Source organism: Microvirga arsenatis (assembly GCF_009910705.1).
In the GTDB taxonomy this organism is placed as follows: Bacteria; Pseudomonadota; Alphaproteobacteria; order Rhizobiales; family Beijerinckiaceae; genus Microvirga; species Microvirga arsenatis.
The window spans coordinates 110,275-131,649 of record NZ_JAAAXJ010000010.1; the positions used below are offsets into that span (position 1 = coordinate 110,275).

21 protein-coding genes and 1 tRNA gene are annotated in these 21,375 nt (G+C 64.1%); 10 read left to right on the forward strand and 12 right to left on the reverse strand.

Annotation, left to right across the window (positions count from 1 at the left end):
- Positions 1 to 50 precede the first annotated feature (50 nt).
- Positions 51 to 461 carry a DUF6766 family protein gene (locus tag GR303_RS17540; protein ID WP_161724339.1) on the forward strand — a complete coding sequence of 137 codons (411 nt, stop codon included), beginning with the start codon at positions 51 to 53 and terminating at the stop codon, positions 459 to 461.
- Between the two features lie 6 nt (positions 462 to 467).
- On the forward strand, positions 468 to 761 hold the full coding sequence (locus tag GR303_RS17545; RefSeq protein WP_161724341.1) for an acylphosphatase: 294 nt from the start codon (positions 468 to 470) through the stop codon (positions 759 to 761).
- Here the strand turns inward: GR303_RS17545 and GR303_RS17550 are convergent.
- Complete coding sequence (locus GR303_RS17550) at positions 758 to 1,168, reverse strand: rhodanese-like domain-containing protein (RefSeq protein WP_161724343.1); 411 nt, start codon at positions 1,166 to 1,168, stop codon at positions 758 to 760. The genes GR303_RS17545 and GR303_RS17550 overlap by 4 nt on opposite strands.
- Positions 1,169 to 1,242: 74 nt before the next feature.
- Here GR303_RS17550 and GR303_RS17555 point away from each other — a divergent pair, with 74 nt between their 5' ends.
- Together GR303_RS17555 and GR303_RS17560 are read left to right on the forward strand one after the other, a co-directional pair.
- Positions 1,243 to 1,935 carry a DUF599 domain-containing protein gene (locus GR303_RS17555; RefSeq protein ID WP_343038470.1) on the forward strand — a complete coding sequence of 231 codons (693 nt, stop codon included), beginning with the start codon at positions 1,243 to 1,245 and terminating at the stop codon, positions 1,933 to 1,935.
- Positions 1,928 to 2,203, forward strand: coding sequence for a DUF3253 domain-containing protein (locus GR303_RS17560; RefSeq protein ID WP_161724345.1), 276 nt, complete (start codon positions 1,928 to 1,930; stop codon positions 2,201 to 2,203). The genes GR303_RS17555 and GR303_RS17560 overlap by 8 nt, the downstream gene beginning before the upstream one ends.
- On the opposite strand, the gene GR303_RS17565 is transcribed toward GR303_RS17560, so the two are convergent.
- From GR303_RS17565 to GR303_RS17595, 7 genes are all read right to left on the reverse strand, one after another.
- Complete coding sequence (locus tag GR303_RS17565; RefSeq protein ID WP_161724347.1) at positions 2,170 to 3,024, reverse strand: YdcF family protein; 855 nt, start codon at positions 3,022 to 3,024, stop codon at positions 2,170 to 2,172. The two genes, GR303_RS17560 and GR303_RS17565, sit on opposite strands and share 34 nt — an antisense overlap.
- A 149-nt stretch (positions 3,025 to 3,173) precedes the next feature.
- Positions 3,174 to 3,878 (reverse strand): ribonuclease activity regulator RraA, encoded by a 705-nt coding sequence (locus GR303_RS17570; RefSeq protein WP_161724349.1) that lies wholly within the window; start codon positions 3,876 to 3,878, stop codon positions 3,174 to 3,176.
- 171 nt (positions 3,879 to 4,049) lie between these two features.
- The gene (locus GR303_RS17575) at positions 4,050 to 4,703 is read right to left on the reverse strand and encodes a glutathione S-transferase family protein (RefSeq protein WP_161724351.1); all 654 of its coding nucleotides are present in this window, start codon (positions 4,701 to 4,703) and stop codon (positions 4,050 to 4,052) included.
- A 142-nt stretch (positions 4,704 to 4,845) separates the two neighbouring features.
- Positions 4,846 to 6,018 carry an isovaleryl-CoA dehydrogenase gene (locus GR303_RS17580; protein WP_161724353.1) on the reverse strand — a complete coding sequence of 391 codons (1,173 nt, stop codon included), beginning with the start codon at positions 6,016 to 6,018 and terminating at the stop codon, positions 4,846 to 4,848.
- Positions 6,019 to 6,234: 216 nt separating this feature from the next.
- Entirely contained in the window at positions 6,235 to 7,137 is a 903-nt protein-coding gene (locus tag GR303_RS17585; protein ID WP_161724355.1) for a glycoside hydrolase family 25 protein, read from the reverse strand.
- A gap of 89 nt (positions 7,138 to 7,226) precedes the next feature.
- Positions 7,227 to 8,651 carry a magnesium transporter gene (mgtE, locus tag GR303_RS17590; protein ID WP_161724357.1) on the reverse strand — a complete coding sequence of 475 codons (1,425 nt, stop codon included), beginning with the start codon at positions 8,649 to 8,651 and terminating at the stop codon, positions 7,227 to 7,229.
- A gap of 226 nt (positions 8,652 to 8,877) precedes the next feature.
- A tRNA-Leu gene (locus tag GR303_RS17595) sits at positions 8,878 to 8,962 on the reverse strand.
- 252 nt (positions 8,963 to 9,214) lie between these two features.
- Between GR303_RS17595 and lipB the strand changes: the two genes are divergently transcribed.
- The 3 genes from lipB to GR303_RS17610 all read left to right on the forward strand — a co-directional run bounded on the left by lipB (position 9,215) and on the right by GR303_RS17610 (position 12,147).
- Entirely contained in the window at positions 9,215 to 9,952 is a 738-nt protein-coding gene (lipB, locus tag GR303_RS17600; RefSeq protein ID WP_161724399.1) for a lipoyl(octanoyl) transferase LipB, read from the forward strand.
- A 90-nt stretch (positions 9,953 to 10,042) separates the two neighbouring features.
- Positions 10,043 to 10,420 carry a hypothetical protein gene (locus tag GR303_RS17605; protein WP_161724359.1) on the forward strand — a complete coding sequence of 126 codons (378 nt, stop codon included), beginning with the start codon at positions 10,043 to 10,045 and terminating at the stop codon, positions 10,418 to 10,420.
- Between the two features lie 119 nt (positions 10,421 to 10,539).
- Positions 10,540 to 12,147, forward strand: a complete 1,608-nt coding sequence (locus GR303_RS17610; protein WP_161724361.1) for a carboxyl transferase domain-containing protein — start codon at positions 10,540 to 10,542, stop codon at positions 12,145 to 12,147.
- A 15-nt stretch (positions 12,148 to 12,162) separates the two neighbouring features.
- Here the strand turns inward: GR303_RS17610 and GR303_RS17615 are convergent, their stop codons facing one another.
- Together GR303_RS17615 and GR303_RS17620 are read right to left on the reverse strand one after the other, a co-directional pair.
- The gene (locus GR303_RS17615; protein WP_161724363.1) at positions 12,163 to 12,573 is read right to left on the reverse strand and encodes a hypothetical protein; all 411 of its coding nucleotides are present in this window, start codon (positions 12,571 to 12,573) and stop codon (positions 12,163 to 12,165) included.
- 66 nt (positions 12,574 to 12,639) lie between these two features.
- Positions 12,640 to 13,020 (reverse strand): hypothetical protein, encoded by a 381-nt coding sequence (locus GR303_RS17620; protein WP_161724365.1) that lies wholly within the window; start codon positions 13,018 to 13,020, stop codon positions 12,640 to 12,642.
- Between the two features lie 73 nt (positions 13,021 to 13,093).
- Here GR303_RS17620 and GR303_RS17625 point away from each other — a divergent pair, with 73 nt between their 5' ends.
- Positions 13,094 to 13,933 carry a protein-L-isoaspartate O-methyltransferase family protein gene (locus tag GR303_RS17625; RefSeq protein ID WP_161724367.1) on the forward strand — a complete coding sequence of 280 codons (840 nt, stop codon included), beginning with the start codon at positions 13,094 to 13,096 and terminating at the stop codon, positions 13,931 to 13,933.
- A gap of 64 nt (positions 13,934 to 13,997) precedes the next feature.
- On the opposite strand, the gene GR303_RS17630 is transcribed toward GR303_RS17625, so the two are convergent.
- Together GR303_RS17630 and GR303_RS17635 are read right to left on the reverse strand one after the other, a co-directional pair.
- On the reverse strand, positions 13,998 to 15,980 hold the full coding sequence (locus GR303_RS17630) for a calcium-binding protein (protein ID WP_161724369.1): 1,983 nt from the start codon (positions 15,978 to 15,980) through the stop codon (positions 13,998 to 14,000).
- A 264-nt stretch (positions 15,981 to 16,244) separates the two neighbouring features.
- Positions 16,245 to 18,182 (reverse strand): calcium-binding protein, encoded by a 1,938-nt coding sequence (locus GR303_RS17635; protein WP_161724371.1) that lies wholly within the window; start codon positions 18,180 to 18,182, stop codon positions 16,245 to 16,247.
- 511 nt (positions 18,183 to 18,693) lie between these two features.
- Between GR303_RS17635 and ilvD the strand changes: the two genes are divergently transcribed.
- Both ilvD and GR303_RS17645 read left to right on the forward strand, forming a co-directional pair.
- Positions 18,694 to 20,424 carry a dihydroxy-acid dehydratase gene (gene ilvD, locus GR303_RS17640; protein WP_161724373.1) on the forward strand — a complete coding sequence of 577 codons (1,731 nt, stop codon included), beginning with the start codon at positions 18,694 to 18,696 and terminating at the stop codon, positions 20,422 to 20,424.
- Positions 20,411 to 21,241, forward strand: coding sequence for a tetratricopeptide repeat protein (locus GR303_RS17645; protein ID WP_161724375.1), 831 nt, complete (start codon positions 20,411 to 20,413; stop codon positions 21,239 to 21,241). The genes ilvD and GR303_RS17645 overlap by 14 nt, the downstream gene beginning before the upstream one ends.
- Positions 21,242 to 21,375: the final 134 nt, after the last annotated feature.

The window sequence follows — 21,375 nt, forward strand, 5'->3', positions numbered from 1 at the left end:
ATGCAGGCGTTGAGTCCTCACGATCTTGTGTACGCGTAAGAGGTTCTGTCATGGACACAAAGCCACGCTCCCTTTGGAAGGCCTATGGCTACGCCTGGGTCACCCTGGGATTTTTCTTGGTTTCTCTGGTAGGCCACTGGCTCTTTGGCTGGTTCGCCTATGTGAGCGAGCAGCAGGCTCACGCCCAGCCGATCCAGTTCTCCGACTATCTCGTCGAGATGTCCCGGGACACCTTCGAGAACTGGCAGTCCGAGTTCCTTCAGCTGCTCTGGCAGGTGGGCGGCCTTGCCATCCTGCTCTATGTCGGCTCGCCTCAGTCCAAGGAGGGGGACGACCGGGTCGAGGCGAAGATCGACGAGATCCTGCGCAAGGTGGACCCGCAGAATGCGGAGCGTATCATCCAGACCCTCGACGACGACTACGCCGGGCGCCATACCGATGCGCGCCATGCCCACCGCTGAGGTGCGATGACGGAACGACGAACCCTCTACGTCCTGATCCACGGCCGCGTCCAGGGCGTGAGCTTTCGCGCCTGGACGCAGCATCAGGCGCAGCTCCACGGCCTCAGAGGCTGGGTCCGCAACAGGAGCGACGGCTCGGTGGAGGCGGTGTTTTCAGGCCCTGCCGAACTGGTCGAGGTGATGCTCAAGGCCTGCCATCATGGACCGGCCGGCGCCCTCGTTGAGAAGGTGGAGATCCTCGATGGCGGAAAGGCGGATCTCGACCCCTCGGGACAGTTCGAGATCCGCCGGACGGTCTAGGCTTTCTTCGGCTCAACGGCCTCGACGGGGCCGCCCGCGTTCTTCCAGGCGGTGAAGCCGCCTTCGATGTGAGCGACGGGCTGCAGGCCCATGTCCTGCGCCGTTGCGGCGGAGAGGGCGGAGCGCCAGCCTGCCGCGCAGAAGAACAGGTAGGTCTTGTCCTGGGCAAAGACCGGCTTGTGATAGGGGCTTTCAGGATCGATCCAGAATTCCAGCATGCCGCGCGGGCAATGCACGGCGCCGGGAATGCGGCCCTCCCGCTCCAGCTCGCGCGGATCGCGAAGGTCCACGAACACTACGTCCTCCCGGCCATGCAGGGCCATGGCCTCGCTCGCCGGCAGGGTGCGGATCTTGGCATTGGCCTCGTCGAGCAAGGTCTTGTAGCCGCGGGTGATGGTCTGAGGCATGGCAGGCTGTTCTTCCGCTTTGAGCTTTTCAACAAACTGGACAAGATGGCGGGGGAGTCAACGGGAGATCACGGGTGCTGGGCTTCACCAATCTCGATTACGCTGCACTGGCCTTCTTCCTCATTGCCTGGTTCGGCTATCACGCGGCGCTCGAACTCACCCCGGCCGGACAGAGGAGCCTCAACAAGGTGATGAACGGCTACCGCTACCAGTGGATGGAGCAGATGGTGGTGCGGGAGAACCGCATTGTCGACACCACGATCCTGGCCTCGCTCATGAACGGCACCGCCTTCTTCGCCTCCACCTCGCTCATCGCCATCGGCGGCGTGCTGGCGCTCCTGCGCTCGACCGATGCGGTGCTGCCGCTCTTCGCCGACCTGCCCTTCGGCGGGCCGCCGACGCGGCTCGCCTGGGATCTCAAGGTGATCGGGCTCGCCGTGATCTTCGTCTATGCCTTTTTCAAGTTCGCCTGGGCCTACCGGCTCTTCAACTACATGGCGATCATCGTCGGCGCGGTTCCGGTGCTGACGGAATCGAGCCGGGAGGAGGCCCTCGCCGTCGCCCGCCAGGCCGGCGCCATGAGTGCGGTCGCCGGCAAGCACTTCAACCGCGGCCAGCGGGCCTTCTTCTTCTCGCTCGCCTATCTCGGCTGGTTCATGAGCGCCTATGTCTTCATGGCCGCGACGGCAGGGGTGCTCATCGTCATGTGGCGGCGCCAGTTCCTGTCGGATGCCAGGGATGCAGCCTTGAGGCAGGCCGATGTCTAGGACCGCACCGCCCGAAAGCATCGAAGCGGCCATGCTCGGGTTGCTGGCGGAGCGTGGTTCGGGCAGGACGATCGGGCCTGCCGACGTGGCTCAGGCTCTCGGCGGCAACCATCCGGATGGATGGGGGCCTCTCATGCAGCCGGTCAGGAAAGTGGCCGTGCGCCTCATGAAGGAGGGGCGGGTCGTCATTCTGCGCAAAGGACGGCCGGTCGATCCCGACGATTTCCGCGGCACCTACCGGCTGGCGCTGCCGCCTGAGGGATCCTGAGGTCCCGGGAACAGGGATGCCGTGCGCCCCGTAGCCCGATAGGCGATCAGCCCCGCCCATTCCTTCGTGGCGATGTCGAGCCGCCTCAGGCCCTCCGAGACGAAGGCGAAGGGGCGGTGGGTACGCGCCCCGCCTGCCGTGCGGAAATCGACCGGGTAGGGCACGACAGGAAATTCCACCTTTTCGAACACCCCGACGGCGCGGGGCATGTGCCAGGCCGAGGTGACGAGGAGCCAGCGCTCGCCCTCCTTCGGCTTAGTGAGCTCTCGCGAGTAGACCGCATTCTCGGCAGTGGTGCGTGAGCGGTCCTCGACCAGGATGCGGGCCGGATCGATGCCGATGCTCTTGAAGTAGTCCGCGATGATCGGCGCCTCGGCCGCGCCGTCCCCGAACACCGTGCCGCCGCCGCCCGAGATGAGGATGCGGGCGTTCGGGTGGCGATGGGCGAGCCGGATCGTATCGAGCACCCGCTCGGCCGATTCATTGGCGACGATGCTGCCCCGGGAAACCGAGTCGGAGGCCTCGACGGCACCGCCCAGCAGAATGATCCCGTCGACAGGTCTGCCGTCGTCACGGAAGGGCGGGAAGCGTTCCTCCAGCGGGATCAGGAGGTAGCTCGCAACCGGCAGGAGGCCGAGGGCGAGGGTGGCCAGCGTCACGACGAGGCTCAGGCCGATGCCGAAACGGCGCAACCGCTTGAAGAGGGCCAGGACCAGCCCCAGCAGGACGAGGCTGACCAGCAGGTTGGATGGGGTGGCGAAGAACCACGCGACTTTGGAGAGGTAGTAGAACACCCGCCATCCCTGTTCTTGAAGTCTCAAGGCATTTTCCCAACCACAGACCTCATCCTGAGGAGGTGCGAAGCACCGTCTCGAAGGAGGTTCCAGTGAATGCCGGAGGCGCCCTCGTCCTTCGAGACGGCCTGACGGCCTCCTCAGGATGAGGGCTCAGGCGGTTGGAGCCGTAAGACTTACTGCTTGTTCAACTCGGCCTCGTAGCGGGCCTTGGTCTCGGCGTTCGGCGGGTACAGGCCGGGGAGGGGGACGCCCTTCTCAACCTCGCGCATGACCCACATCTCGTAGTGCTCCTGCGCCACCGCCGCCTTGGCGACCTCTTCCACCATGGCAGCCGGGATCACCACGACGCCATCCCGGTCGGCGACGATTACGTCATCCGGGAACACGGCGACGCCCCCGCAGCCGATGGGCTCCTGCCACCCCACGAAGGTCAGGCCCGCGACCGAGGGAGGAGCGGCCACACCCGCACACCAGACCGGCAGGTTCGTGCCCTCGACGCCAACCGCATCGCGCACCACCCCATCCGTGACGAGCGCCGCCACGCCGCGCTTCCGCATGCGGGCGGTGAGGATGTCGCCGAAAACGCCCGCATCGGTGACGCCCATGGAGTCGATCACCGCGATGCAGCCCTCCGGCATGGCCTCGATGGCCGCACGGGTGGAAATCGGGGAGGCCCAGGATTCCGGGGTCGCCAGATCTTCGCGGGCTGGCACGAAACGCAGCGTGAAGGCGCGCCCCACCATCTTCTCCGACGCGTTGAAGGCCGGCATCGGCCCCTTCATCCAGCACCGGCGAATGCCCTTCTTCAGCAGCACGGTGGTGAGCGTCGCGGTGGAGGCGGCCCGCAGGGCGTCGGCGATGGCTTTGTCGAGGGTCATGGGTTCTTCCCTGATGTGGTCGGGCTTTCATAGCGGGCCGACCGAACCGGCGCCACAGGATAGTCTGCCTCGTCCGTCACTGGCGATTTGTGATGGGAGGCAGACGTCGTCTCCCTCCCCCTTGTGGGGAGGGATCAAGGGTGGGGTGTCGGCGCCCGATCCTGTCTTACGTCAATCGCGATCCGGTGCGCCAAGCGGGAAGTAGGGGCGGTAGGGCCGGGCTTCGTCGACCGCCCGCGCGAAGGAGGGCCGGGCCAGCAGCCTCCGGCGGTAGCCCCGAACGCGCGAAAACGCTTCGCCGATCGGGTGCGCCCAATCGGCGTAGAACAGCGAGGGGGCTGCGGCGCAATCGGCGAGGCTGAACGCGGCCCCTGTTGCCCATTCGCGGTCTGCCAGCGTCCTGTCGAGCCAGGCATAGGCTTTGTCGAGCATGGCTCGCGCCTCGGCGACTCCGTAAGGGTCGCGATCCTGTTCCGGTCGGATGCGGTCGAGGACGATCTTCTGCATCGGCGTCGCGATGTAGTTGTCGAAGAAACGGTCCATCAGCCGAACCTCGATGGCAGCCCTCGGATCCTCCGGGATCAGGCGCACCGGTCCCGGATGATGGAGGCCCAGATGCTCGATGATGACGCTGGCCTCCATGATGGTGCGTCCCGCGTCCACGAGCACGGGAAACTTCTTGATGGGCCAGAGCGCTTCCAGTTCGACCCCGTTCCGCGCATCGTCGAGCGTCAGGTACTCGAACGGCGTGGTGTTCTCGTACAGCGCAATGAGAACTTTCTGGCAGTATGACGAGAAGGGGTGGGCGTAGAGTTTCAGCGTCATCGCGGCCTCGGCGGCATCCATTTGTTCCTAACCCTACCCGGTCTTTTGGGAACAGAAAGCTGAACTGCGGCCGATCGAGCCAAAATAGCAACGGCCAAGCTGAAGCCTGGCCGCTCTATCGCGTTGCGGGATCTGGATGGGCTCAGGCGGTCTTCGCGAACAGCTCGCGGCCGATCAGCATGCGGCGGATCTCGCTGGTGCCGGCGCCGATCTCGTAGAGCTTGGCGTCGCGCAGCAGGCGGCCCGTCGGGTAGTCGTTGATGTAGCCGTTGCCGCCGAGCAACTGGATCGCGTCGAGGGCCATCCGCGTGGCGTTCTCGGCCGCGTAGAGGATGGCGCCGGCGGCGTCCTCACGGGTGGTCTCGCCCCGGTCGCAGGCCTTGGCGACCGCGTAGACATAGGCCTTGGAGGCGTTCATCGTCACGTACATGTCGGCGATCTTGCCCTGCACGAGCTGGAACTCGCCGATGGCCTGGCCGAACTGCTTGCGCTCGTGGATGTAGGGCAGCACCACGTCCATGCAGGCCTGCATGATGCCGGTGGAGCCCGCCGCCAACACCGCGCGCTCGTAGTCGAGGCCGGACATGAGCACGTTCACGCCCCTGCCGACCTGGCCCAGCACGTTCTCCTCCGGCACCTCGCAATCCTCGAACACCAGCTCGCAGGTGTCGGAGCCGCGCATGCCGAGCTTGTCGAGCTTCTGGTGGGTGGAGAAGCCCTTGAAGCCCTTTTCGATGATGAAGGCGGTGATGCCGCGGGGGCCCGCCTCCGGATCGGTCTTGGCATAGACCACGAGGGTCTCGGCGATGGGGCCGTTGGTGATCCACATCTTGTTGCCGTTGAGCACGTAGCGGTCTCCGCGCTTCTCGGCGCGGGTGCGCATGGAGACGACGTCGGAGCCGGAGCCCGGCTCGGACATGGCGAGCGCGCCCACATGCTCGCCCGAGATCAGCTTCGGCAGGTAGCGGCGCTTCTGGTCCTCATTGCCGTTGCGGCGGATCTGGTTCACGCAGAGGTTGGAATGGGCGCCGTAGGACAGGCCCACCGAGGCGGAGGCGCGGGAGATCTCCTCCATGGCGATGACGTGCTCGAGATAGCCGAGGCCCGCTCCGCCATACTCCTCCTCGACCGTGATGCCGTGCAGGCCGAGCTCGCCCATCTGGGGCCAGAGATCGCGCGGGAACTGGTTGGTGCGGTCGATCTCGTCGGCGCGCGGCGCGATCTTCTCCTGCGCGAAATTCTGGACGGTCTCGCGGATCGCATCGGCGGTTTCGCCGAGATCGAAGTTGAAGCCTTTGGCGGCATTCGGCAGCATGGTGTCCTCCCCGTTCCAGCCGTGACCCCGAAGGGTACGCGATGGGTTGCTTTTGTCGCGGGCCATTTTGGTCAGCAATGCTGCCCTTATCAAGGCCGAGGCTGCAAGAAAAGTGAGGCGGCGTCGGCGCTCGACCTGCCATTGGTCGAAACCGACAAAGAAAGGGCTCCCGCACGGATCCGTGGGGAGCCCAACATATCCAGACTGGCCCGAAGCCTACTCGTCGATGCTCGCGGTCTGCACCGCGTCCATGTCGCGGCAGATGCCCTGGGCCTTGAGGCGGCTGTGGTCGCGCGGGTCGCAGGCGCTGGCGACGAACATGCGCCACTGATTCTCCGTGCCGTAGAAGGCGTTGCGATCCACGTCGCCCTTCACGCCCGGAACCCGGCCGGTGGTCGTGAACTGCCAGAAAGTCCAGCGCCGATTGTTGTAGCGGTGATGCGGCTCGGCCGCCGTGCTGCGGATCCAGAACGGGTAGTCGTTGTACTCGCCCTCCAGGATCTCCTTGTGGAAGGTGATGTCGGTATAGATGATCGGCCGCTTGCCGGTATGGGCCTCCATCTCGCGCAGCATGACGTCGATCATGGCGAGCGCCTGCTCGCGGGGAACCTTCTTGGGGCAGTTCACGGACTGGCCGTTCCACTCCACGTCGAGGACCGGGGGGAGGGCGTCCGGATCCGGCGGGACGTTCTTCTTGAACCAGGCCGCCTGCTCGTGGGCCGGGCGGCACCAGTAGACGAAGTGGTAGGCGCCGCGCGGAACGCCCGCTCTCCTGGCGGCCTGCCAGTTCTCGTGGAACTTGCTGTCGATGTGATCGCCGCCCTCGGTGGCCTTGATGAAGGCGAACTTGGTGCCCGCGCGGCGCAGGGACGCCCAGTCCACGTCGCCCTGCCATTTGGAGATGTCGACCCCGTGGATCGGCAGTCGGTGGGCCGTGGCCACGCCCTCGTGAGGCCGGGCATCGCCCTTGGTCGGGTAGCGGCTGGACGAGGAGGGGGCGATGGCGCAGGAGGCCAGGCCGAGGGCAACGGCTGCGAGGGCGCTGAACCGGGCAATCCGAACGAACGTCGTCGGGCCAGAGCTCTTGGAACGGCTGGGGGAGCGGCGGCGATTCTTCATCGGTTCAACTGTAGTTTACGCAGGACTGGACAGCATCAGGGATGCCTGAAGAGCGTTAACAGGCCCTTACGGGACGATGCGAAACAACCTTACAGGTTAAACCAGGCCGTTGCGATCCCTAAAAAGGCGAAGAAGCCGACGATATCCGTGATGCTGGTGACGAAGGGACCCGAAGACACTGCCGGGTCCACGCCCATCCGGTTGAGGGCCAGGGGCACGAAGATGCCTCCCAAGGCCGCAAAGAACAGAACCGTGATGAGGGCGAGGCCGATGACGAGGCCGATCTCCGCGGACTGGAACCAGAAGCCTGCCAGCATGCCCATGATCAGGGCGAAGACGATGCCATTGAGCAGGCCGACCGCGGCCTCGCGGCGGATGATGCGCCAGGCGTTTGAGCGTCCGAGCTCGCGGGTGGCGAGCGCCCGTACGGCCACCGTCATGGTCTGGGTGCCGGCATTGCCTCCCATGGACGCGACGATGGGCATGAGGATCGCCAGCGCCACCATGCGCTCGAGGGAGTCCTCGAAGAGCCGGATCACGCTCGCGGCGAGGAAGGCCGTGCACATGTTGGCGAAGAGCCAGGGGAATCGGCTCCGTTGGGTGTAGAAGACCGTGTCCGACAGCTCCTCGTCCGATTTCACGCCGCCGAGCTGCTTGATGTCGGCGTCCGCCTCCTCCTCCAGCACGTCCACGATGTCATCGACGAGAATGGTGCCGACGAGGCGCCCGCCCTCGTCCACGACGGCGGCGGAGACGAGGTTGTAGCGCTCGAAGAGGCGGGCCACCTCTTCCTGGTGCTGGGTCGCTTCCACCCGGTCCGGCTCGTCGTTCATGATCTCCTGGATCGTGACCGGGCGCTTGGAGCGCAGGAGCTTGTCCAGGGGAACGGATCCCAGGAGATGGGCCGCCGGATCGATGACGAAGATCTCGTAGAAGGTCTCCGGCAGGTCCTCGGTCTCGCGCATGAAGTCGATCGTCTGCCCCACCGTCCAGAACGGGGGCACCGCGATGAACTCGGTCTGCATGCGCCGGCCGGCGCTGTCCTCGGGATAGTCGAGGGAGCGCTGCAGCGCCACGCGCTCGACGGGAGGAAGCTGGTCGAGAACCTCGGCCTTTTCCTCCTCCGGCAGGCTCTCGAGAATGGTGATCGCATCGTCCGAATCGAGCTCGCGCACACCCTCCGCGACGGTGGCGGTCTCGAGTTCCTCAAGGATCTCCTCGCGAACCGCCTCGTCCACCTCGGTCAGCGCAGCGAAGTCGAAGGAGGAGCCGAGGAGCTCGATCAGCCGGTGGCGATGCTCCGGCTCAAGCGCCTCGAGGAGGTCGCCGAGCTCGGATTCGTGAAAATCCTCGACGAGCTGCTGCAGGCGTTCGGCCTCGGATGCCTCGATGGCATCGGCGACGGCGGCGAGGAATTCCGGATTGAGCTCGCCTTCCTCGTCCCGGAATGCCAGGACTGCGGGTTCGGGCCCATCGGGCTTCGGAAGCGGCGTCTTGTCTTCGACTTCCAGCATGGGCCGTCCTCGGAAGGTAGGTTGCGGGCCTTTTAGGTGCGTCGGCAAGCCTGCGCAATGCGCCCGAAAGGCTTTCTCGAAGAATCGGTTATCGGCCGCTCCTGCCAGGCCGATTCAGGAACTTGAGGCCGTGATTCAAGTCGCCTGCCGGCCGGGCAGATATGGCCAACAAAAAAGGCCCCGGAAAGGGGGCCTTCTTGAAATGCCCGTGGGCATTCTGGTGAGTTGGTGCGGCCAAGAGGACTCGAACCTCCACGGGTCTCCCCACTAGCACCTCAAGCTAGCGCGTCTACCAATTCCGCCATGGCCGCGGAACTCGTCGTCAGGACAGGTTTTCCTGAAGCGATGGCGGCTCTAGCAGATCGATGGGGGGGCTGCAAGCCCATCCTTGGCTCTTGCGGCAATTGAGCTGGGCGAATGCCTCCCCGACAGAGCCGGCATAGGCGGTAAGCCCCTATGGCGACTATATCAGCCTGGGTTGCCTGGCACGGGCGCAGTTGACCCGCCTTCCCGTGAAAGGGCAGAGCATTCCTTCCCTGACATCCTGCTCGACCGAAGGTGAATTGGTGTCGAACCCGCGAGACAGCTTGACCGCCCGATTTCATGCCGAGCCCGGTTACGGACCCGTGGACTGGGCCATCACGGACGGCCTCGTCGGCTACGAGGAGGCGGTCGCCTTCATGGAGGCCCGAGCCGAGGCAATCGCGGCGGGCCAGGCCCGCGAGATGGTGTGGCTCCTGGAGCATCCGCCGCTCTACACGGCCGGCACCTCAGCCAATGCCGCCGATCTGGTCGATCCCGATCGCTTTCCGGTGCATCAGACGGGGCGGGGAGGGCAATACACCTATCATGGGCCGGGCCAGCGGGTGGCCTATGTGATGCTCGACCTCAGGCGCCGCACCCCGGATCTTCGCCGCTACGTGGCGGCCCTGGAGGCCTGGATCATCGCGACCCTGGATGCCTTCAACATCCGCGGCGAGCGGCGGGAGGACCGGGTAGGCGTGTGGGTGCGCCGCCCGGACAAGGGCGAGACCGCGGAGGACAAGATCGCCGCCATCGGGATCCGCGTCCGCCGTTGGGTCACGTTCCACGGCATCAGCCTGAACGTGGAACCGGACCTGACCCATTTTTCCGGGATCGTGCCCTGCGGCGTCACCCAGCATGGGGTCACGAGCCTTGTCGATCTCGGCATTCCGGTCACGATGCCGGAAGTCGATGCGGTCATGCGCCGGGCCTTCGAGGGCATCTTCGGGCCGACCCTGCAGGTTGGGACACCGTTGCTCCCGGGCCACGGCGCTTAGGATTTTGCCGTCCGATACGGCAAGGCTTCTCCCCAACCCCGGTTCATGCTCTAAGCTGGCGGAAACGGCTGACCATCTGGCGGACCATCCATGCAACGTGCTCTTCTTGCCTCCCTCGTGGCCCTGGCCGCATCGGCCTGCGCCTATCGCCCCGACCCGACGGAACTCGTGAAGATCGTCGATTCGCCGGCCGATGTGCGCGTCTGCACGCGTCTCGGGGAGGTGAGCCCGGTCACGCCGACCACGCCCGGAACCCACACGCAGGTCAATATCGGCTTCGGCGTGACCCTCGGCCGGTCCACCTTCGGACGCGCCACCGACGATATGCTGCAGGCGACCGTCGCCCTCGGCGGCACGCACCTCTATCTCCAGAAAGTGTCGGAGGACTGGTCGCTGGTGCGCGGCATCGCGTATCGCTGCGGGTCGGGCACCGTGCGGCAGGAAACCGTGATCCGGGCCAAAGGCTGAAGACCTCGCGCACCAAAAGCCAGTTGCGCAGTCTGCCCTGTTCTAGGTACTGAGCGTCAACGCCCTCCGGCTTCAGACCGAGAAGGAGCGAGGGCCCAAGAACCAGGGAGACCGACGCCGTGCCCGTCATCGCCACCTCTGCCGACCTGACCTCAGATACCGCGCGGGCGAACCGTGCCGCCTGGGCCGAACTCGCCCAGGACCTTCAGGCCAAGCGGCAGGCCGTGGCGGAGGGAGGGCCGGCCAAGGCGCGCGAGCGGCACCTCGCCCGCGGCAAGCTCCTGCCGCGCGAGCGCGTGATGCGCCTGCTCGACCCGGGTGCGCCGTTCCTGGAGCTTGGCGCTCTAGCCGCCCACGGCATGTACGAGGATGCGATCCACGGCGCCGGCATCATCACCGGCATCGGCCGGGTCGAAGGCCGCGAGGTCATGATCGTCTGCAACGATTCGACCATCAAGGGCGGCACCTATTACCCGATGACGGTCAAGAAGCACCTGCGCGCCCAGGAAGTGGCGCGCGAGAACCGTCTGCCCTGCATCTACCTCGTCGATTCCGGCGGCGCGAACCTTCCGCACCAGACCGAGGTTTTTCCCGACCGGGACCATTTCGGCCGCATCTTCTACAACCAGGCGACCCTGTCCTCGCTCGGCATTCCGCAGATCGCCTGCGTCATGGGCTCGTGCACCGCGGGCGGCGCCTATGTGCCGGCCATGTCCGACGAGACGGTCATCGTGCGCCGCCAGGGCACGATCTTCCTCGGCGGACCGCCCCTGGTGAAGGCGGCCACCGGCGAGGTGGTCTCGGCGGAGGACCTCGGCGGCGCCGACGTGCATGCCCGGCAATCCGGCGTGGCGGACCATTACGCCACCGACGACGTCCACGCGCTCGCCATCGTGCGGCGCATCGTCGGCACGCTGAACACCCGGAAGCACATCGACATCGACATCGCCGATCCGGTGGAGCCGAAATATGCCATCGACGACCTCGATGCGATCGTGCCCACCGACCTGAAGAAGCAGTACGACATCCGCGAGGTGATCGCCCGCCTCGTGGACGGCTCCGAATTCGACGAGTTCAAGCGCCTCTACGGCACGACACTGGTGACGGGTTTCGCCCGGATCTGGGGCATTCCCGTCGGCATCGTCGCCAACAACGGCATCCTGTTCTCGGAGAGCGCGCAGAAGGGCGCGCATTTCATCGAGCTGTGCTGCCAGCGGCGCATTCCGCTCCTGTTCCTCCAGAACATCTCCGGCTTCATGGTCGGCCGCCAGTACGAGGCGGGCGGCATCGCCAAGGACGGCGCGAAGCTCGTCACGGCGGTGGCCTGCGCCCAGGTGCCGAAGGTCACGCTGCTGGTCGGCGGCTCCTTCGGCGCCGGCAACTACGGCATGTGCGGCCGCGCCTATTCCCCGCGCTTCCTGTTCACCTGGCCGAATTCCCGCATCTCGGTGATGGGCGGCGAGCAGGCTGCGAGCGTGCTGGCCACCGTGCGCCGCGACAACATCGAGGCCGAGGGCAAGAGCTGGAGCGCGGAGGACGAGGAGGCCTTCAAGGCCCCCATCCGGGACAAGTACGAGCAGGAGGGCTCGCCCTACTACGCCACGGCGCGCCTGTGGGACGACGGCATCATCCTGCCCTCGGAAACCCGCCGCGTGCTGGCGCTCGCTTTCTCGGCGGCCCTGAACGCGCCGATCCCGGAGACGAAGTTCGGCGTGTTCCGGATGTAGAGCCGGGCGCCGTCGCTACGGCGTCGGCTTCCTCCGGGAAGGCTTGCCGCCGGCGCCGGCCTTTTGTCGCTCCAGGTTCTCGCTCTGCGCCCGAAGGGCCTCGGCCTCGGCGAGCGCCCTCTCAAGCTCCTCCTCGATCCTGTGATCCTTCTCATCCTCGATCCGGGCCTGCTCTTCCTCCATGGCGCTGATCGCAAAGCCGGAAAGGCCGGTCGGATCGAAGCTGGCAGCCTGGTTGGCGACTGCCGATGTCAGACGATGCCGCGCCCGGGTCTGATGGGAATCCTCGATGGCCGCCAGAAGCCCCGAGCCGACCGGGGCGGGATCGCCCGTGGGTGTTGCGGGAGCCGCTGTCTGATTGCACGCACTCATGATGGGGAGCAGGGCGGATACGAGGCCGATGAGAACGATGCGGTGAGGCAGCATGGCTGGGTCCAGGGGAGAGTGAGCAGCGTTCGAAAGGGTGGTAGGCAGCATCGACACCGGTGGGGTTCAGGGCTTCGGCCGCTGTTGAGCGGCCTGCTGCCGCTCGAACGCTTCGTGCTGGACCTTCAGGCGCTCGGCTTCCTTCGCGATCTTCTGAACCTCCTCGAGCATCTTGAGGTTTTTTTCGTTCGCGACGTTCATTTGGTGGTTGACGATCTGGCTGGACGCCATTCCACCGACTCTCGTCGGGTCCAGGCCGCCCACATGGCCGGCCATGGCCACTCCCAGCATCGCGCTCGCATTGGCGGCCTGCGCATCCTGGATCGCCGCTATTGCGCTTGCCCCCACCTGCCCGGAATCCGGAGGAGCCGCCGTCTGGTTGCAGGCGGCGAGGAGGGGGAGGGTGGTCAGGGCGAGAACGGATGAGGAAAGGCGCAAGAATGCCATTGGCAGGCTCCGTGAAAGCGCCATTTACCATGGGACCTGTCCGGCGGGGCCTCTCTGAACGGAGGGGATGGCCATGAAGGCTGGTTTCGATCCCGAGACGTCACGGCAGGCGCGGGCCTCCTATGCCTCGCGCATCCTGCGGCTCGCGGGCATTGATGATCCCCGCATCGAAGAGGCCTTCGCCAGCGTCCCGCGCGAAGCTTTCCTGCCCCCTCCGCCCTGGACCGTGATCAGCATGGGTGTGGGAGGCCGCACGAGCGAAATCGCCGAGATCTACGAGAACGTGCTCGTGGCCATCGCCCCGGCGAGGGGCATCAACAACGGGGAACCGGCCCTTCATGCCGCTTGGATCGCTGCGGTCGGCCCGCAGCCGGGCGAGACGGTGATCCATGTGGGAGCGGGGACAGGCTACTACACGGCCATTCTGGCGCGTCTCGTCGAACCCGGCGGCCGGGTCGAGGCTTACGAATACGAGGCCGATCTGGCATCGCTGGCAGCCGCCAACCTGGAAAGATATGCCAACGTGACGGTGCACTCAGCCTCCGCCTTCGGGCGTGTGCTGCCGAACGCTGACATCGTCTATGTCAACGCGGGCGTGGTGGCTCCGGACGTGGAGTGGCTGCGCGCCCTGAACCCCTGCGGTCGGCTGATCTTTCCGTGGCAGCCGCACAAGGGCTGGGGCCCGGCGATGCTCGTGACGCGACAGGCGAGGGGCTTCGCCGCCCGCTCGTTGATGACGGTCGGCTTCATCTCCTGCAGCGGCACGAGCGAAAGAGCTTCGGTGAGGAACCTGCCGACCGAAGCGGAGCTTGCAGCCGTGCGTTCCGTCTGGATCCGTCGGGACCGAGCACCCGATACCAGTGCGGTCGCAGTCTACGACGATGTCTGGTTCTCGTCCGAGGAGACGGCCTGAAACGGGGCATGGCCGAAATTGATCCGGCCATGTGAATGTCAGTCGCTGAACTCCAGTTCTCGGATTAGACGACGAAGAAATCGTGAAAATAGAGCTTTGCTTTGTTGGAGATGGTGGCGATCTTCACCTGGGCCGCGCCGCCGGTGCCGTCCTTGTCGTAGTAGAGATTGCCGGTCTTCTTGTCGTAGACGATCCGGTCCTCGCGGTCCTGCGCCTTGGTGCCGTTCACGAACATGTCCGACTTTAACTTCTTCGGCCACGTCTCTGTGCCCAAGCCTATTTTGGTAAAGATCTTGTTGTCGAGCCAGAAACTGTCATCTTTGGACTTGAAGTCGTAGATCTTGTCCACGTTCCGCGTCTTGTGCATCGCCGTGTCGAACACGAACATGTCCTTGCCTAAGCCGCCATACAGCTTGTCGTTGCCCGTCTTGCCGTAGATCCTATCATTCCCGCCAAAGCCCTTGAGAATGTTCGCTCCTCCATGGCCGGTGATCTCGTTGGCCGTGTCGGAGCCAGTAAGGTTGGCTGATGAGCCGGAGGAGAGATTACCCAGTTGAAGGATCTCCACCTCAGCATCCGCGGAGAGGGTGTAGGAACTGAGCGCGATCACGGAGTCCCGTCCAGCACCCGACGCTTCGGTTACCACGTCATTGCCGCTGTCTACGCGGTACAGGTCGTCGCCCAGCCCGCCATCGAGCCTGTCGGCTCCGGTGCCTCCGTCGAGAACGTCATTGCCGGCTTCCCCGCGCAGGCGGTCCGAGCCTGCAGCGCCGGCAAGCGTGTCGCCGAAGCCTGTGCCGATATACTGATCGTCGTGCGCTGTACCCTGAACGGAGACGGCAGAAAACCGAGCGTCCACAATCCGGCCATAGACCTCATCCTGGTTATCAGGAGAAGCCCCATAGGTGACGACGATCCGCCCGTCAGCGAGGGCGGTCAGTCTCACTTCATAGCGATCAAGGATGCTCGGGGCATCAACGCGAATTTCCTCGCCGATCCGGTTACCGCTGCTGTCGAACGTCGTCAGGCGTATGCATCCGATATTTTGAGAGTAGTCCTCGTAAGCAACGGCAAAGCCGCCATCCTTGAGCGCGACGACATCAGCTGTGTGCTGATCGCCTGTGGTGGTGGAATTGGCGAAGAAGGCCTCTTTGATCACCGCACCGTTCGCCGCGAAGATCTTTGTCCTGATGCCCCCGCCGGATCCGTCGCCTGCTTCCCCCCATGTCACGACGAAGTTCCCATTGGTGAGCGCATCGACACGGGGCTCGCCGATGTGAATATTCTCGGAGATGGCTATTTCAGGGTTCGGGAGAGCTTCACCGTCTGCACCGAAGAATCGGCATATGTAACCACCAGCCGATGCATCGTTGTATATAACGATATAAGTGCCATTACTTAAAGCTGCCGATATTGGGCGTGTCTGATCCTCAAGATCCGAGGGGCTGACGATCTTGCCAGGTGTTCCGGTCGCGCGGCCATGGGCATCAAAGGCTTGAGAGCGGACGTCAGCCCCTGCAGGTTGACCTGCCCGGCTGTAGTCCTCATAGCTGATGACAAAGCCCCCGTTATCGAATGCTAGGATGGAAGGGCGACTCTGCCTTCCAGCAACTGTCGTTCCTGTGACGAAGAAATCTTTGTCTCCTTCTGGCGTCTGGCGGTCGAATGGCGTGGCGTCACTATTATAAATTCGCGCGCGGATATCCTTGTCTGTTGTTTGTGGATTCTCACCATCAATGCACCAGGCAACGACGAAGCGGCCATCCGCGAGCGTTTCGATTTTTAGGTCGGTACTAGGACTGCTTAGAAACGATGTGGTGTTGATCTGGAATTCACTGGTGCGGGGTTGACCAGCAGCATCGAAAAGCTGGCCCCAAATACTCGCGACGGCGTTAACCTGGGAAACCCAAACGGCAACAAAACCGCCATCCTTCAAGGAGGCTACCCTCGAATCGTATTGATGCCCTGCACTTGTTGCGTTCAGGCGGAACTCGGAACTCCAGAGCGCAGGTGTAGGCATGTCAAAAACCTCGATTGCCTCCTGCATTCGGAATGCAGGCGGCGGAGAGCGAGTAATATTCCTTTATGAGCGCTCGTGCCTTTTCGGCATACTCTATGAACATAGAGTATGCCTTGATTGCAGGACGAATCCCGTCCCATAACGGGTGCGCCCAAGCAATAACTTCCCTTAGCCCAGGCTCCGTCACGGTTTTCGACCAAGTCTTGTTCTCGTCGCCCGGCGTCTGGCCTTAAGCGGCATGACCGGATCCGATCCGGCATGCCGCTTAACTCCGATAGAGCCCGTCACTGGCTAGATGATGAAGAAGTCCTTCTCGGTCATGCCGAGGCCCTTCTTGAGCTTGGCGAACTCAATCGCCGCCTTCGCGCCGGAGCCGTCCGCATCATAGTAGAGCTTGCCGTTCTTTTTGTTGTAGATCAGGTAATCGTTCCTGTCCTTTGCCTCCTCACCGATCGTGAAGAAGGCTTTTTTCAGCTTGCCGGGGCCGCTCTCCGAGCCTTTGCCAAGTTTCTTGAATACGGCATTGTCCAGCCAGACCGTGTCGTCGGCTACCTTGAAGTCGCCGATCGTGTCGAGGTTTTTGCTCTTGTTGTTTCTCGCAGAGCCCAGCACCGTGTTGAAGACGAAGATATCCCTGCCTGAACCGCCTGTGAGGACGTCGTTGCCATTGCCGCCCCACAGGATGTCATCGCCGTCGGCGCCGTTGAACGCATCCCTATACTGTCCACCCTTGATGACGTTGGAGTGGGAATTGCCCGTCAGGTTCTCTTCTTGAACGTCGGTGACGGAAATGGTGAAGGACTTCTCGCAGGTCGCTCCAGTCGCATCCTGGACCAAGACCTTGATCGCATGGAACTGGGCCTGCTCGTAATCGAGCTTGACGTGGTCCTTCAGCTTGAGCCTGTTGCCGGCGATCTCGAAACGCCCGCCGGCGTCGTCGAGAAGCAGGTAGGTAAAGCTGCCATCCGTTACGAGTGCTTCGGCTGCAAGATCGCCGACATCGATTGACAGATGCCCGCCCTCATTCACCTTCAGGCCAGAGAGATTGATCCCGGTGGGCGTGGTCGGGCCGATCTTCTGGCCATCCTTGTTGAACCTCTGCTGATAAATGCCCTGTCCAGATCCGTCCTGACCATCTGATGTCCAGCTGATCACCCATCCACCATCAGGCAGGGCGGATACCGAGGGCATGTATTGCATGTGGCTTGTGGTGGTATTGACCCGCGCCTCGCCGCCGACGGTCTGGCCGGTTGCATCATAGCGTTGCTGATAGATGCCGAACATATCGCCGTCCTGATCGTAGGAGGCCCATACGACCAGCCAGCCGCCATCCTTTAAGGTGGTCACTTGAGGGGCCATCTGGCTGTTCACGGTCGTAGTGTTGACCCTGACCTCGTTGCCCATGGAGCCGCCAGTCACGTCGTAGCGCTGTTGATAGACGCCCCCGACGGAGCCGTCCTGTCCATCAGACGACCAAGTGATCACCCAACGGCCATTCGGGAGTGCTGTGACACTCGAATCCCTTTGGTGGCCGGCGGTGAATGAATTGACTTTTTGCTCAACGCCTACGGGAGCGCCATTGGCATCGTAGCGCTGCTGGTAAATTCCCAATCCGGAGCCGTCCTGACCAAAGGAGGTCCAGGTGACAAGCCATCCACCATCTGCCAATTCCGTAACGGAGGCAGAATCCTGGACACCGTTGGTCGTCGTATTGACACGGGTCTCATGGCCGACCGGTTGCCCGCTGCTGCTATAGCGCTGTTGATAGACGCCAGCTCCTGAGCCATCCTGACCGCTTGAAGTCCACGTGACAATCCAGCCTCTGTCCGACAGAGTCGTTACAGAAGCGTCAGACTGGTTGTTCGAGGTGACGGTGTTGACCCTGGTTTCGTGCTCGGCATGGATGCCGCGGGGATTGAAGCGCTGCTGGTAAATATCCCAGCCGCTGGAATCATCGCGTGCGGATTGCCAAGTGACGATCCAGCCTCCGTCGGAGAGAGCAGTAACCGATGGATAAGCCTGATCTCCGGCAGTGCTGGTGTTGACCCGGATCTCGCCGCCTACCGGCCGTCCCTTCTCATCGTAACGCTGCTGGTAAATTCCCAATCCATGTCCATCGGTTCCGTTCGAAACCCAGGTGACGATCCAGCCGCCATTGGCCAAGGTGGTGATCGATGAAGCGAATTGCTCATCGCTGATAGTGGTATTAACTCTCGTCTCGCTGCTCATCTCAGAACGCCCTCGCATTGGTTAAGAGGGCCCCTACAAATAAAATGTTATATTGTTCAGATGAGAGATAGGGCTCATTTCCTTTAGGCAACTGACTCCGAGGTGCGCTGGCGCACATGCCATGAGCGCCATAGAAGACGTCGGAACCCTTTTGAGCGGCTGTGTCGGCTCTAGCCGTCATAGCGCCAAGGAGGCTTCAAATCTGCGCCACGCCGAGAGGCCGGATTCTAGATGTTGCGGCCGAGCAACACCCTCAAACCTTCAACATCTTGCCTCCCTTGGCCCAAGCTCTGCCGCGATGCCGCCATAAACGGAGAGCACCTCATGATGCAGGCTAAAGTGCTTCAAAACCAAAGCTTTACGGCACACCACCTTGGGCAGAATCCGGGTTAAGGCTGCTGAAACGATCCTTCCTAAGGGTCATTGCACGGGTGGCGCGGCACATGGCAGATCACGGAGGTTCCAAAGCCTTGGATCTCCTCGTGAGAACCGGGTGAAATGAGTGCAGACCATGGATGCGCGCCTGATCGATAAGTCGAAGCTGCCAAGCCGTCACGTGACGGTGGGGCCGGCTCGCGCGCCGCACCGCTCCTATCTCTACGCCATGGGCTTGACCAAGGAGCAGATCGCCCAGCCGCTCGTGGGCGTCGCCACCTGCTGGAACGAGGCCGCTCCCTGCAACATCTCCCTGATGCGCCAGGCCCAGGCGGTGAAGAAGGGCGTGGCTTCTGCCAACGGCACCCCGCGCGAGTTCTGCACCATCACCGTGACCGACGGCATCGCCATGGGCCACCAGGGCATGAAGGCGTCGCTCCCGTCCCGCGAGGTGATCGCCGATTCGGTCGAGCTGACCATGCGGGGACATTGCTACGATGCCCTCGTCGGCATGGCGGGCTGCGACAAGTCCCTGCCGGGCATGATGATGGCGATGGTGCGCCTCAACGTGCCGTCGATCTTCATCTATGGCGGCTCGATCCTGCCCGGCTCCTTCCGCGGCCGGCAGGTGACCGTGCAGGACCTTTTCGAGGCGGTCGGCAAGCACTCGGTCGGCGAGATGTCGGACGAGGACCTCACCGAGCTCGAGCAGGTGGCCTGCCCGTCGGCGGGCGCCTGCGGCGCGCAGTTCACCGCCAACACCATGGCGACGGTTTCCGAGGCCATTGGCCTCGCCCTCCCGTATTCGGCCGGCGCTCCGGCGCCCTACGAGATCCGCGACCGGTTCTGCGCTGCGGCCGGCGAGCAGATCATGGACCTGATCGCCAAAAACATCCGGCCGCGCGATATCGTGACCCGCAAGTCCCTGGAGAACGCCGCGACCGTGGTGGCGGCCTCCGGCGGCTCCACCAACGCGGCCCTGCACCTGCCGGCCATCGCGCACGAGGCGGGGATCAAGTTCGACCTCTTCGACGTGGCCGAGATCTTCAAGCGCACGCCCTACATCGCGGACCTGAAGCCCGGCGGGCGCTATGTGGCCAAGGACCTGTTCGAGGTCGGCGGCATCCCGCTGCTCATGAAGACGCTCCTCGACCACGGCTTCATGCACGGCGACTGCATGACCGTGACCGGCCGCACCATGGCCGAGAACCTCGCCTCCGTGAAATGGAACGACGAGCAGGACGTGGTCTACCCGGCGGACAGGCCGATCACCCCGACCGGCGGCGTCGTGGGGCTGAAGGGCAACCTTGCTCCCGAAGGCGCCATCGTGAAGGTGGCGGGCATGCCGGTGGAGAAGCAGACCTTCCGCGGCCCCGCCCGCTGCTTCGACGGCGAGGAGGCCTGCTTCGAGGCCGTCTCCAAGCGGCAGTATGAGGAGGGCGAGGTTCTGGTGATCCGCTACGAGGGGCCGCGCGGCGGCCCCGGCATGCGCGAGATGCTTTCCACCACCGCAGCGCTCTACGGCCAGGGCATGGGCGACAAGGTGGCCCTCATCACAGACGGGCGCTTCTCCGGCGCGACCCGCGGCTTCTGCATCGGCCATGTGGGGCCGGAAGCGGCGGTGGGCGGGCCCATCGGGCTTTTGAGGGACGGCGACATCATCGCCATCGATGCCATCAACGGCACCATCGACGTGGAACTCTCCGACGAGGAACTGGCCAAGCGACGGGCCGCATGGAAGCCGCGCGAGACGAGCGCCACCTCGGGCTATCTCTGGAAATACGCACAAACCGTGGGTCCGGCACGGGACGGGGCTGTCACCCATCCCGGCGGAGCTGCAGAAAAAGAAACCTATGCGGACGTCTGATCTCTTCCTTGCCATCGTAGGGGTGGCCTTCCTCGGTGCCGGGGCCGCTCACGCGCTCGATGCCGCGCCGCGTCCGCAGCCGCTCACGCCCGCGCTCGCGCCGGCCACCAAGTACGGCTCGGCCCGCGACGCCCTGCGCAGCGGCATGCGCGACTACAATGCGGGCGATAAGCTCGGCGCCGTCCACGCGCTCGAATATGCGGCAGGCCAGGGCCACTCGCTCGCGCTCTGGAAGCTCGGTCGGATGTATGCCGATGGCGACGGGGTGGAGCACGACGATCTCAAGGCCTTCGAATACTTCTCGAAGCTCGCCGACCAGCACGCGGACGAGAGCCCGGATTCGCCGAACGCTCCCGTGGTCTCCAGCGCCTTCGTGGCGCTCGGCGGCTACTTCCTCGACGGCATCAAGGGCACCTATGTCACGCCCAACCCGGAGCGTGCCGTCGAGATGTTCAACTACGCGGCGTCCTACTTCAGCGACTCCAACGCCCAGTACAACCTCGCGCGCCTCTACCTTGAAGGCACCGGGGTCCGGAAGGATGCGCGCCACGCGGCTCGCTGGTTCAACCTGGCGGCGGAGAAGGGGCATACGGCGTCCCAGGCGCTGCTGGGCCACCTCCTGATCACGGGGCAGGGCGTTCCGCGCCAGCGCGCCAAGGGCCTCATGTGGCTCACGCTGGCCCGCGAGGCCACGACCGATGCCACCAAGGACCAGTGGATCGTCTCGCTCTACGAGGAGGCCTTCTCGGCCGCCGACGAGAGCGACCGCAAGCTCGCCCTGGCCCTGCTCGAACAATACATCCAGTCGCGCCGGTAGTCCGCGCTCCTCTCGGCCGTCCACGTCGTAGGAAGCACAAACCTCATCCTGAGGAGGTCGCTTAAGCGACCGTCTCGAAGGAGGATCCAGTGCGCGCCGGAAGCTCCTTCGAGACGCAGACCGCGTCTGCTCCT